This window comes from Sporosarcina cyprini, assembly GCF_022048975.1.
GTDB classification, from domain to species: Bacteria; Bacillota; Bacilli; order Bacillales_A; family Planococcaceae; genus Sporosarcina; species Sporosarcina cyprini.
The window spans coordinates 1-13204 of the sequence record NZ_JAKMHX010000006.1 but is presented as its reverse complement, the minus strand read 5'-3'; the positions used below and the strand labels follow the sequence as shown (position 1 = coordinate 13204).

Here is a 13204-nt window from a genome sequence, read left to right as displayed (position 1 = left end):
AAGGGGAGAGATTCTTTTGACATTACTAGTAAAGAATGTGCGTTTGGAGACAGGCTATTTGTATGACCAAACGTTTGTCACAGCTACAGATACGAACATATTTGATGTCTTAATGGAAGAGGGCAAATTTATTGAGATAGCTAAAGCGATCGATGCAGAGAGTGCTGTAGTGGTAGATGCAAAGCGCCAACTGCTTGTTCCATCGTTTAGAGAAATGCATACCCATATTGATAAAACTTATTTCGGTGGTGAGTGGAAAGCGCCGAATCCAGCTACAGAAGGAATTTTTACTCGTTTAAAGGAAGAAGCGACTTTATTGCCTAAGCAATTGGATATGGCTGAAGAGAGAGCGCATGCAATGGTGCGGCATTATATTAAAAACGGACATACGCATATTCGTACACATGTAAATGTGGACCCGCAAATTGAAACGAAACATATGGAAATAACGAAACGTGTTCTCGAAAGTTATGAAGACCAAATCACGTATGAAATCGTTGCTTTCCCGCAACATGGTGTATTACGCAATGGACCAGAGTTTTTAACAATCCTTGAAAAAGCATTGCAGATGGGTGCAACTCATATCGGTGGGGTGGACCCTGCTTCTATGGACCGCAATAGTGGGGAAGTTATTAGAACAACTTTTCAATTAGCAGAAAAATATGATGTAGGAATTGACATTCATTTGCATGATCGAAACACATTAGGGGAATTTGAAATCCAACAAATTCTGAATGAAATTGAACAAAGATCTTTTACTAATGAGGTCACCATTAGTCACGCATTCGCATTTGCAGATTTGCCACAACAAACGTTAGACAATCTTATAGAACGGATGGCTGCGAATGATGTCGGCGTGACAACAACGGTTCCTATTGGTGCAGGTCCTATTACAATTCCTGTGAAATATATGTATGACCGGGGTGTAAAAGTTTCTTTTGGGCATGATAGCCTGATTGATCACTGGTCTCCTTTTGGCAGCGGCGATACGATCCAGAAATTAAATCATTTTATCCAACGTTTTGGCTACATAGATGAGTGGCATATTGGAAAGTCATTAAAATATGCGACAGGCGGAATAACACCGTTAGATGAAAAAGGAGAGCAACAATGGCCAAAGGTTGGAGACGCGGCCGATGCGTTACTCGTGGATGCAGTCAGCTCTGCACATCTGATTGCGAGACAATGCCCTATTTCAACAGTGATTTCAAAAGGGAACGTCATTCATGAAGAAGAGATAGAGCTAAAGGGGGAGTTCCGATGAGTACATGGCTGCGAAACGTTCGTCTGGAAATTGGTGAAACAACATATGATGATGGCGGCATTCAAACCATTACCGATTTATTTCATATTCAGGTTGCAAAAGAAGGCGTCATTGAGGCGATTGTTCCCGCAACTGAAAATGTCCCGGAGGCAGATGCCATTGATATGGAAGGGAAGTTAGCACTTCCTGCCTTTAAAGAAATGCATAATCATTTGGACAAGACGTATTTATCGCTAGGATGGCGGGCTTGTCGTCCTGTGAAAAACTTATCCGAGAGATTGGCACTTGAAGCAGCAGAGTTAGAGGAACTTGCTGAAACAGTGGAACAAAGAGCATCTGCTATGATTGAATTGCACTTGAGTAATGGTGTGAACCATATTCGAACACATGTGAATATTGATCCCTTCATTAAACTGAAAAATTTAGAAGGTGTTAAGAAAGCATTGAAAGCTTATGAACAATATGTAACCTATGAAATTGTCGCGTTTCCTCAACATGGCTTGCTGGCCCATGAAGAAATGCCTGGCTTATTAAGAAAAGCACTGGAATCTGGTGCCACAATCTTAGGAGGGCTAGACCCGGCAGGCATTGACAAAGACATCGAAAAATCCTTGCAAGTCACGATGGATATTGCGAAGGAGTATAACGTGGATGTCGACATGCATCTGCATGACAGAGGACAAGTCGGCTACTATACAATGGATAAATGGTTGGACATGGTGAAAGAACAAGATTATAAGGGAGCCACTGCTTTTAGTCATGCGTTTGGTTTAAGTGCATTGACGCCTCCTATGCAAAAGCGATTTGCAAAGAAATTAAGTGAGCATCAGGTGGAAATTATGTCTACTATCCCTATTTCTATAAATTCTCAACTCATTCCTATAGATATCATGAGAGCGGAAGGCGTTAGCGTGGCATTAGGCTGCGACGGTTTTTATGATTCTTGGAGCCCTTATGTGCCTGGAGATGTTTTGGAGAAGGTGCATAACTTCTGTGACTATACAGGGAAATCCAGCGAACGTTCATTACGCGAAAGTGTAAGTTTAATTACGCAAGGTGTAACGCCTTTGAATGGTGAAGGTAAGCAAGTGTGGCCAATGGTTGGGGATGAGGCAAGTTTTGTGTTTTTAGATGCAAGCTGCAGCGCGGAAGCCGTTGCTCGACTGCCGAAAAACAGACAAATGATGCATAGAGGGAAATTATACAGCTCAAAACGGTAATGGGATTGTTGATATGCCAATGCAATAATTGCTTTTATAATGTTAATTTGAAGGTACTCGACGGAGTACCTTTTTTATATTGAATTTCGGAGGTGGTGTTGATGCATGCAGCATGGTTAACTGGGGAGAAACTAAAAGGGAGTATGAAACAACCAAAAGTACACTGGCAAAGTTTTCTGAAAGCATGGCATCCCGTGGGGACGATACAGAGCCAGATCAATACATAGAGTTTCCTTAAGACAAATGCTAAAGTTCGAAAAAATAAGCCATGTTATAGTTGAATTTTAATAGGGTAGTGAATGATATGCTGCTGCCATGACAAGTGAAAATGGGCTGTTTCGGGTATTTCGAGGCATGCCTTTCATAATGAAGCGCTATTGCTTCGAAAAAGCCCGGTGGTTGGGGCTTGCAGGAGGCATGGAAATAAGGCATTGCAACAGGACGTAGCGAACTTTGCGTTTTGTTCGGCAACTCAGCGGGAATAGCATCCCAGAGCCAATTAGAAATAGGAGTGTTTATGTTGGAAAAGGTTTATATAATATTAATAATTTCATTACTTTTAAATGTAGTGTTGTTAGGAACAGGAAGCTATGTGGTGAAAAATAACGGTGGATTTGAATATGTTAAAACAAAAAAGCAGTCAACACCTTCTCCTAAGAAGGATTACGCCTATTACCTTACGAAAAAAAGCGTCTTTGAACATTCGTCAATTAGTAATGTAGATAAAGTGTTCATTGGTGACAGTATTTCCGATTACGGAGAATTCCAAGAATACTTTCCAGGTGAAGTTGTGCTAAATCGAGGAATTCGGAATGATGCGACAGAAGGTGTATTGAATCGGATACAGGAAATAGTGGACCGCAACCCCAAAGAGGCGTATCTGATGATTGGTGTCAATGATATCCGTTATGGAACAGAAGCCGAAGTATTTAAAAGTAACGTCGAGAAAATCGTGGATTCGTTTGAAGGAAAAGATACAAGGCTTGCTATTCAATCAATCCTACCTGTGAATAACGGGATATTAGGGAATGAAGTGACAAATGACAAAGTGAAGCAATTTAATAGTATTTTGCAACAGATAGCGAAAGATAAGGGAATTAAGTATATCGATCTGTATTCGAGTTTTATTGATAAAAACGGGCAACTGGATAAGCAGTTCACAGTTGATGGGCTTCATATAAATGGAAAAGGGTATGAAGTTTGGGTCGATAGGCTTCGCTCTAAATAAAATAAATATAAAAAAATGCTGAACCTCAGAGATGAGGTCCAGCATTTTTTTACGTCGGAATAGCTGTCTTTTCTTTCTTGATTGAAAATCCGCCAAGCAGAATCTTCCCGTTAGGTAGCAATTTCTTTATTAAAATTGAAACAATGATAGGAATGAATATCCCAATCGTTGTGTAACCAATAAGCCCGTACGTGAAATAATCATTTAAAATAATATCTGCAAATATATGCAAATACATAATGGAAAGCGAGTGATTTTCTATTTTTTTAAGCCAGTTGAGTGACAGTTTTGCTGCGAGCAACTGGAAGCATCCTACTAATACGACTGTAAATGATAAGGGAATGACCAAATCCAATATAAAATGGTCATACCGTAAGAATTTCATACTCAAATGATAATCGATGATATTGAAGCGATCGAGCAATAACGCCGTCGCACTCAGGAACACAGCTGTACTCATCCATCGTTTTGAAATATCCATCAACAGATCTTTGAAATAATACCCGATTGCAAAATAGACGATTGCCATCAGCACAACATCGATGTTCCAAATCATTGGAATCGATTGCGCTGCTTCGGAGGGCTTGCCGCCGATGACTTTCATAGCGATGATGCTCTCAAAATGTGCGAAAACATAAAAGAGACCTAGGATTATAAACTGTTTCATTCGATTGAAGTAGGTTGTCAACAACATGAATAATAAATACGTGAAGAATAATGTCGTCACAAACCAGAAAACACCATATGCTCCTCGAATAAAACGCCCCCCTATGGCAAGTGTCCATAAGTCATTAAGATACCATTCAAAATTCCAATTGCCAGAAAAAATCTCCATTCCATAACGGACTAGTGTAATACTAGCAAGGAAAAATAGGTAAGGGATGATTAATTGCATGAAACGCTTGTGAATCGTGGGCTTTATATCCTTTTTATCTAAAACCGGCTTAAAGAACAATCCGCTTAATATGAAAAATGCAGGCATATGAAACCAATAAATATATTTCGCGAGTGGAAAGTCGAGCTCTCCTGGATAATGCCCGATAACGACAAGGATCATTAAGAATCCTTTCATAATTTCCACCCACGTTATCCGTTTTTTCTTCATCAATATACACCTCTAAAAAAATATGCTGCTATTATATACCCCCTTTTCGTGTTAATAGCGTTTTGTAACAATATAGATATGTAATTGATAAATAAACGGTAAAATGCGGAGATAAAGGATTCTTGTGGTGTCTATAAAAGAATTCCTAACCACTGAACAGAAGAGATGGTTTCAACTCAGATAATTCTTGCTGAAGAAAATTGCGGCAGGGAGTTCAACAGAAGTTAATATATTCGCCAGTCCTCCTGAAACTAACGGGCGCCGACTGCAATAAAGACGATAAACACCAAAATCATTGAACCTGTTTTCATCTCAGTTGTACGTGTTGGCGGATTGACTTTGACTTCGACCTTTTCACTGAAAACTATAAAGGTTGCATAAAAATGGAGAATATTCCCAATACCTCAGCGAGATTTAGGACAGAATGTGCAATTGATATTTTTATGTAACATAGTGAGATATACTAATAGGTATAAATCATCTAAGGGGTGGTAACGGTGCCCAATTACAATAAATTAGTTCATAATCGGATTCCGGAAATTATCAAGAACAGCGGAAGTGCATATAGCTGTAGAGTCTTGGATGAAATAGATTATAAGGTTGAATTACGAAAGAAACTATCAGAGGAGATAGAAGAATACTTGAACGCTGGTAGTGATGAGGAAGCAATCGAAGAGTTGGCAGACATAGTAGAACTAATTCATTCATTGGGAGGGATACATGTATCTACATTTGATGAGATTGAAAAGGTTCGGTTGGAAAAAGCGAAGAATCGCGGTAGGTTTGAAAAGAAAATCTATCTAGTCGAGGTCTGTGATGAGTTATAAACTACAAGTCGGCGAAATAAAAACTACCTACATGTCAGACAAGGATATTTGGGGACATTTCAATTATATCTTCTCTGCAAAATCCAAGAACTCCACAACGTATAAGTTTGTGTTAATGAAATCCTTAATTGAAAACCTCTACAACGCAAATGGAAAGTTGGAGTTGCATTATGACACGATCTTCTACAGCTTTGCTAAAATCTATTGGAATTTAGTTATCCATCATGGACTAAACCAAATCAATATGGTCTATAAAAAAGCAGAAGTCCAAACTGTACTCATTGGTTTTCAAGAGAAATACCAAATACCGAGCAGCTTAGTATTCGATAGACTCTCGGAAGAAATACAAGTGTCCATTGTTAAAAAGGTAAAGCAAAAGTGTAAGATTAATGTTATGGGTGCAATTTACGGTGACACGCAGGGGACCATCTATGATTTTGATAACAAAAGTGAAATAATTCGGTTCAACCCGTCTTTCTATTCCTTTTTCCAAAGGTACCAAAGAGTACTGAAATACTTATCGAATTATCACCTTGCTGTGTTTTTGGAGAAGTTTAATAACGCAGGTGATACTCAGACACTTCTTACAAAAGTCGAAAACGTTTCGAAACGCTCTTCACTGGATTCCTTCTATCAGATACTCTCATCTTTCTTTGACGGGACTTGTTTTTATTGTGAGCGGGAAATCAGGAAGAAGGAACAATTACATGTTGACCATTTTATTCCTTGGAGTTTTGTTCAATCAGATCAGTTGTGGAACCTGGTAATTTCATGTGCGACATGCAATCTGTTAAAGAGTGATAAACTTGCAGATAAGAATTATTTGGAGATGCTAATCGACCGAAATGGAGTACTTGTTAGTAATAACGCTATAAATAACAGAGTAGATATGAAATATTATACTTTTGATAAATTGAATCAGCTATATTCATATTCCTATGAAAATGGTTATACAGATATTTGGGTGCCAAAAAGGAAATTTGGATAATAATACTTAATTAGAGTACCAGACACCGGCATACGGCACTGACGCGATTCTGAATTGTTTGGTGCCCGGAACTTTATTTAAGATATTAATGGTATACTTAATAACTTCTAATTATAGGTCAAAAGATATACATTCACCAAAAAAGTATTTACTTAGGAGAATGTGAGAAAAGAGGAGGTTGCTATATTTTGAACACAAAATCCAAAACGATAGGGTATTTACTTGCAATCTTTTTGGGCGGACTCGGAATCCATGCATTTTACTACAAAAGGTATATGAGAGGGATCTTGTATCTTGTCTTTTATTGGACTTATATCCCGATTTTTTTAGGGTGGATTGATATATTCTTTATCAAAAAGTGGCATGAGCTACTTTCTAATCGCGAAGGTGCAAACAAAATCAAAAATGTTGTTGAAGCCGAGCAAAGGCAAGAGAAAAAGAAAGAAACTAAAAGAGTAAAAGAGTCGATTCCTCAAAAGAGTGTCTTGAAGAATAATTTGTCGTTTTACATTGAGGATAATATTATACTCCCTGAATATAAACATATTCAAACACCAAAAGACATTTTGGAAAGCATTAACGAAATCAGGAATTTAAAGAAAAAAACGCATTCTGAAAACGGTGTTTTTATGGAACTCACCTTTTCGCATTCAAATTTTGTAAAGGACTCATTGCTCTTTGCGAAAGAGAAAGGACAAGAGTGCCCGGAAATCCCCTTGCATGCTTATTGGACTACGTTTGATCAGTTAAATACTAAACAACGAAAATGGTATTTTTATTGGAGAGAACAAGTATTAAACGGACACTATCCGGATGTAGACTTAAGTTACATCATCTTATTTATTTATGAATTAATGAATTACTCATTCAATCAAAATGCAGCCTTTAATATCAGTATGATGGTTAGATTACATGAGGAATATAAAAAGAGAGTTCCGAAACTAATCAATTATTCTGAGCGATGGATAGCGGATATGTTGTATGAGGTGAAGGAACAAGAATTAGCAAAAGAGTGGATTTCAGAAAGAAAACAGGTCCCTCCCTTGTATCAACAAATGCTGAACAAAGAAAATGACTTGTCTAAAATATCAATTACTTCTTGGAAACCATATGTGAAAAACTATCGAGAAACAGTATTTTTCACCAAGAACAAGAACAAAATTTATAAAGTATTTAAAGACAGCATTCTACTACTTAAACAAATATATGAAAAAGAAGATATACAGTTGATTGACCGTTGGTTTCAATCTAAAGAAGAGCGAGAAATCAGGCATTTATTTGGTTCCGCTGTAATTGACAGAAATTATGATCCGATACATGTTTATACAGAGAGGGTAAAACCGACAGAGGACTTATTTAATGAAGTCACTGCCTTATTCAAGTTATCGGAAAATGTTACTCGATTAATGAATGGTGAAAAACGAGAAGTCAAGGTAGAGAAAGAGTACTTACCCGAAGGGTTAAAAGATATGATGATGGAACTGTTTACAAAAAAAGCGAAAGATGCAAATAAAAGATTCAAGGTGGTCCAACAATCAGAAGCAGTTGAACAGGGTGGAGAAATTCCATCACCCCCACCAGAAGAAAGGCAGGAAGAACCAAAGAAATTCCAAATCGAATTTGATAAAGAAAAGATTTCGAAATTACAATCAGATACCGAAGGGTTGATACAAATCATTAACTCTAGAAGTGAAGCGGAACATGAGGCTGATAATGAACCGTCTAATGAGGAGAATCCGGTAACCGAGAAAGAAGAGGTAGAGAAAACCGATTCGAATCAGAAGATACTTGAAAACCAGTCTTCTCAAGTAGATGTATTTTCTGTACTTGCGGGTACAGATGGTGATGTCGAAGGGGAAGAGGAGTTTTTAGAGGTTCTATCGGATATAGAAAAAGACTTCTTGTTACAGTTTGTAGATGGTCAATTTTCTCAAGAAGAAGCGTATCAATTTGTAAAGAAGCAAGGTATTATGCTCGGAATGTTTTTAAGCGAATTGAATGAAAAAGCTAGTGAATATCTTGGAGATAACCTTCTTGAAAATCAAGAGGATACCATTGTAATTTATGAGGAATATGAAAATGTACTAATATCGATAAAGGAGTATGCATGATGAATATAAAAAAGAGAGATTCCTCTGCAATTCTTAACTCTCTTTCAGGAGGAGTTGTGCCGAGTAGAGGATTACAATATATCATGGTAGGTCGAGCTGATGAAGCAAAACAAATTCTAAATGATTTAGATAACATTAAAAAAGGTTCTTCATTTACAAAACTGTTTATTGGTCCTTTTGGAAGTGGGAAAAGTTTTATTCAAGCTTTGATTCAACAAATCGCTTTTAATGAAAAGTTTGTTGTGGCAAAGGCCGACTTTACCCCGGAGAGACGACTTTATGGAAGCGAAGGAAAAGGAGTTGCCTTATATACAGAGCTGATGAAAAATTTATCAACGTCAACGGTACCGGATGGCGGGGCTTTACCCACTATATTAGATAGGTGGATAGGTGAAGTCCAAATGAAGGTCGTCAAGGATAAGGGGTACGGTGCTGTAGAATTTGATAATCCTGATTTTGTAAAAGATGTAGAGCTAGAGATTACACAAACGGTTTCGAAAATGGATGATCTCATTGGTGGCTATGATTTTGCGCGCATTTTAATTTTATATTTTAAGGGGTTTGTAGAAGATGATAGTGAACGTCAACGTTGTGCGCTTAGGTGGCTAAGGGGTGAATACAAAACCAAAACGGAAGCTCGAGCTGACCTAGGCGTACGAGATATCATTACTGATGACAATTACTATGAATACATTAAAGTTCTTTCCCAGTTCGTAAAACAAATTGGTTATTCAGGACTAGTTATTAACTTAGATGAAGCTATTAATTTATATAAAATAACCCATCCGCAAACAAGAGATAAGAACTATGAAACCATTTTAAAAATTTTCAATGATACGCTTCAAGGTAATATAGAAGGCCTCTATATTACACTTGGGGGCACACCGGAGTTTCTAGAGGATGAGAGACGCGGATTGTTTAGTTATGGGGCATTAAAAAGAAGGTTACAATCCAATCGTTTTGAGACAACTGAATTTCGGGATTTATCACAGCCTGTTATTAATCTAATCCCCTTAAGGTATGACGAAACATTTGTTCTGCTGCAAAAACTGAGGGATATTCACGGAGTTCATTATGGTTATAAAACTAACATCACAGATGATGAAGTGATGCGCTTTATTCAAGAAGAGTATGCTCGACCGGGTGCGGAAGAAAATTTAACGGTGGGGGAAGTCATTAGGAATTTTATTGGTGCATTAAATATACTCCATCAAAACCCAAACTACGATCGCGTCAAGTTGTTTGGAGAGCAAGAAATAGGAGAGGAACGACCAGAATCAAATGTTCACTCTAGATTTTCGAGAACCGAAGGGTAGGGGGTTTTTTCCTTATGAGTTCGTTTCAATTATTATCAAAATCAATGCAAAAAAAAATATGGGATATGAAATGGGATAAGTTTACCACTATTCAAGATAAAACTATACCGATTATTATGAAAACAAACAAAGATGTAATTGTATCATCAGGAACTGCTTCTGGTAAAACGGAAGCAGCTTTTTTGCCAATCATATCTTGTATCGAGAATAACGCAGAAGACCAATTGAAAGTATTGTACATTTCCCCATTAAAAGCCCTCATCAATAATCAATTTGATCGAATTGAACGATTGTGTGAGCATAGCTATATTCCTGTACATAAGTGGCATGGGGATGTCGGTCAAAGTCATAAGAATAAGTTTGTCAAAAAACCTTCTGGGATTCTACAAATTACGCCAGAATCTGTAGAAAGTCTGTTTATCAATCGAACGGAACACATTAGGCATCTATTTAATGGACTGGAATTTATTGTGATTGATGAGATTCATTCGTTTATCAATACAGCCAGAGGTGTACAACTACGTTCGTTGCTCTCTCGCATTGAAGATTATACTAACGAACGAGCAAGAATTGTTGGGTTGTCGGCGACCATCGATAACTTTGAATTGGTAAGAGAATGGGTCAATTACGAAAACGTAGAGAATGTGGAAATCATCGAAGCGAAAGGTAGTGACAAAGAACTTCTTTATCACCTTATGCACTTTGAAAAAGGTGAAGACCGTAAAAAGCCAGTTGAATTGTTTGAAGATATACGAGAATTAACTAAAAATCAAAAAGCCATTATTTTTTGTAATAGTAGAGGAGAAGTAGAAGAAGCGACAGTCTTTTTAAACAGACTAGCAGAGAAAGATAATGTTGGTGAATCGTATTATGCACACCATTCGTCTATTGATAAAAAAGAAAGAGAATATGTAGAAAAAACAATGGTAGATTCAAAGCTGCCGAAAACTGTAATAGCTACTAGTTCTTTAGAACTTGGGATTGATATTGGAGATGTAGATATTGTTATTCAAGTAGATAGTACATTTACGGTTTCCTCTTTAAAACAACGTTTAGGGCGTTCGGGAAGAAAAAGAAACGCTAATCAGATGTTGCAACTTTATTCAACGGAAGATGATAGTTTAGTTCAATCGTTAGCCGTTATGGAGCTTATTTTAGAAAAGTGGATAGAACCTGCGGAAGGGTATCCGAAACCATATGACATCATGTTTCACCAAATCCTATCGATTTGCCAAGAAACAAACGGAATCACGTTTGAAAAATTGGTATCCAAATTAAAAACTAATCATATTTTCCATAATTTAGACGAACTGGGAGTGGAAAAAGTTATTCGCCACATGATTGAAAATGACCACTTAGAGGAGATAAGAGGTAAAAATGAATTAATCGTAGGTATCGAGGGTGAGCGAATTCTTAGAAGCAAAGACTTTTATGCAGTTTTTATGACACCAGAAGAGTTCACGGTTTTAGAAGGATTTCGAAAAATAGGAACCTTGGATAAAACATCGATGTTGAATGTTGGAGATAACATTATCCTTGCAGGGAAACTCTGGACTGTCAAAGACATTGATTTTGATAAAAATAAAGTTTATGTACAAAAAGCTGTTAACGGAAAACCCCCGAAATATTCAGGTGGTGGGGTAAAGATACATAAACGTATTGGAGAGAAAATGATGGAACTTCTCTGTTCCCATGAAGAAATTGGTTACATTGATGAGAATGCAAATATTACATTAGCAGATATGCGGAACATCTATCATTATTACAATGTAAAACCTAAAGAAAGAATCATATGGGAAGAAAAAGGGGAGATGGTGTTTGAAACGTATACAGGTACAACCATCACTCGCAATTTAGTATGGGCTTTACGCTCGCTAGGTGTAGCTGTTAATTCAGTCGATGGGGCAGGGAGAATAAAAATTGATGGAAACATTGATTTGGAAGGACTGTTACAGGAAATGAACAAGATAGAATGGACTCCAGAAACATTCATCAAACATACAACAGACCGGGAATTTTTCTTTTCGAAATTCTCCCCTTACTTACCAAAGGATATACAAAATGAACTGCATATTGCTAGTGAGATAGATATTGATGGAATGAGAGAGTATTTAAAACATTATTCCTTTAGAAAAATAATTTTTTAAGGTTTATAGGGCTAGAACAATAAATACCTTTAAGTGGGTTGTATGATAGCGAGGCAGTTTTACTGATCCTGGATCATCTAGGTTATGAAATGATTGATTCTATTTCAGCTATGCACTTTGAATATACTCACCAGCATCTTTATGTGACGCCCCATACATTCTACACAGATATAAGTAGTTCCATAGCTAAATTTAAGAACGAATTCCGAATAAAGGACTTCGTTCTTTTTTATTGAATCTAACTAACATACATCAATCGAACACAAAGAGAAGGAGTTGAAATATGAAATTACTACTTACTTCTGCCGGCATTAATACGAAAAGCAATCATGATGCGTTGGTTGACATGCTGGGCAAGCCGATTTCCGAGTCTAAAGCTCTCTGCATCCCTACCGCTCTGTATGGACATCCGTGGGTAGGCCCTGGGGATAAAGTTTGAGAGTTTATCACTGGAAAATCTGATTCCATGGTCGGGCTTGGTTGGAAATCAGTCGGTGTGCTGGAGCTTACAGCACTCCCTAGCATCGACGAAAAGCATTGGGTGCTACGTGTCCAAGAGGCAGATGTCCTACTAGTTTCTGGCGGTGACGCACTCTATCTGTGCCACTGGATGTGTCAATCTGGTTTGGCAGATCTCTTGCCGTCGCTGAATGCAGTTTATGTGGGATTGAGTGCAGGGAGCATGGTGATGGGACCTAGCATTGGTGAATTCTTTGTAGGTTGGAAGCCGCCAAACGGTAGTGATGAAACATTGGGTCTTGTCGACTTTGCAATGTTTCCGCATCTGGAACACGAAATGCTGCCATATAACAACAACAATGGCGAATGCAGAGAAGTGGGCAGCCGGAATGCAGGGGCCCGCGTATGCGATTGATGATCAAACTGCCATCAAAGTAATCGATGGAGAGATGCAAGTAATAACCGAAGGGAACTGGAAACTGTTTATACCATAATTCAATATAGGCTGCAAAACAAAAAAGAGTTCAATTAAGAACTCT

At 37.7% G+C, this 13204-nt stretch carries 9 protein-coding genes and 1 pseudogene; 9 read left to right on the top strand and 1 reads right to left on the bottom strand.

The genetic code is table 11. From position 1 onward, the window contains the following. Window positions 1–16: 16 nt before the first annotated feature. From L7D49_RS00315 to L7D49_RS00305, 3 genes are all read left to right on the top strand, one after another. A complete protein-coding gene (locus L7D49_RS00315) occupies window positions 17–1264 on the top strand; it encodes an amidohydrolase (protein WP_238078779.1) in 1248 nt (415 codons plus the stop codon). Beyond that, window positions 1261–2484 (top strand): amidohydrolase, encoded by a 1224-nt coding sequence (locus tag L7D49_RS00310; protein WP_238078778.1) that lies wholly within the window; start codon window positions 1261–1263, stop codon window positions 2482–2484. The genes L7D49_RS00315 and L7D49_RS00310 overlap by 4 nt, the downstream gene beginning before the upstream one ends. Window positions 2485–3001: 517 nt before the next feature. After that, on the top strand, window positions 3002–3712 hold the full coding sequence (locus tag L7D49_RS00305) for a GDSL-type esterase/lipase family protein (protein WP_238078777.1): 711 nt from the start codon (window positions 3002–3004) through the stop codon (window positions 3710–3712). A 49-nt stretch (window positions 3713–3761) separates the two neighbouring features. Here L7D49_RS00305 and L7D49_RS00300 read toward each other — a convergent pair whose 3' ends face one another. Then, entirely contained in the window at window positions 3762–4817 is a 1056-nt protein-coding gene (locus L7D49_RS00300) for an acyltransferase family protein (RefSeq protein ID WP_238078776.1), read from the bottom strand. Between the two features lie 641 nt (window positions 4818–5458). Between L7D49_RS00300 and L7D49_RS20285 the strand changes: the two genes are divergently transcribed. The 6 genes and pseudogenes from L7D49_RS20285 (at window position 5459) to L7D49_RS00270 (ending at window position 13159) form a co-directional block, all read left to right on the top strand. Then, complete coding sequence (locus L7D49_RS20285; RefSeq protein WP_336246352.1) at window positions 5459–5644, top strand: hypothetical protein; 186 nt, start codon at window positions 5459–5461, stop codon at window positions 5642–5644. Continuing rightward, complete coding sequence (locus L7D49_RS00290; RefSeq protein ID WP_238078774.1) at window positions 5634–6632, top strand: HNH endonuclease; 999 nt, start codon at window positions 5634–5636, stop codon at window positions 6630–6632. Before L7D49_RS20285 ends, L7D49_RS00290 begins: the two co-directional genes overlap by 11 nt. Before the next feature lie 188 nt (window positions 6633–6820). Beyond that, entirely contained in the window at window positions 6821–8743 is a 1923-nt protein-coding gene (locus tag L7D49_RS00285) for a TerB N-terminal domain-containing protein (RefSeq protein ID WP_238078773.1), read from the top strand. Continuing rightward, window positions 8743–10059, top strand: coding sequence for an ATP-binding protein (locus L7D49_RS00280; protein ID WP_238078772.1), 1317 nt, complete (start codon window positions 8743–8745; stop codon window positions 10057–10059). The genes L7D49_RS00285 and L7D49_RS00280 overlap by 1 nt, the downstream gene beginning before the upstream one ends. 14 nt (window positions 10060–10073) lie before the next feature. Next, window positions 10074–12206, top strand: coding sequence for a DEAD/DEAH box helicase (locus L7D49_RS00275; protein ID WP_238078771.1), 2133 nt, complete (start codon window positions 10074–10076; stop codon window positions 12204–12206). 283 nt (window positions 12207–12489) lie between these two features. Beyond that, window positions 12490–13159: pseudogene (locus L7D49_RS00270) on the top strand (Type 1 glutamine amidotransferase-like domain-containing protein). Window positions 13160–13204 lie beyond the last annotated feature (45 nt).

Excerpts from the sequence above, each read along its gene's own strand:
- L7D49_RS00300 (WP_238078776.1), bottom strand. The coding sequence starts at position 4,817 with ATGAAGAAAAAACGGATAACGTGGGTGGAAATTATGAAAGGATTCTTA.
- L7D49_RS00275 (WP_238078771.1), top strand. The coding sequence starts at position 10,074 with ATGAGTTCGTTTCAATTATTATCAAAATCAATGCAAAAAAAAATATGG.
- L7D49_RS00280 (WP_238078772.1), top strand. The coding sequence starts at position 8,743 with ATGAATATAAAAAAGAGAGATTCCTCTGCAATTCTTAACTCTCTTTCA.
- L7D49_RS00290 (WP_238078774.1), top strand. The coding sequence starts at position 5,634 with ATGAGTTATAAACTACAAGTCGGCGAAATAAAAACTACCTACATGTCA.
- L7D49_RS00305 (WP_238078777.1), top strand. The coding sequence starts at position 3,002 with ATGTTGGAAAAGGTTTATATAATATTAATAATTTCATTACTTTTAAAT.
- L7D49_RS00310 (WP_238078778.1), top strand. The coding sequence starts at position 1,261 with ATGAGTACATGGCTGCGAAACGTTCGTCTGGAAATTGGTGAAACAACA.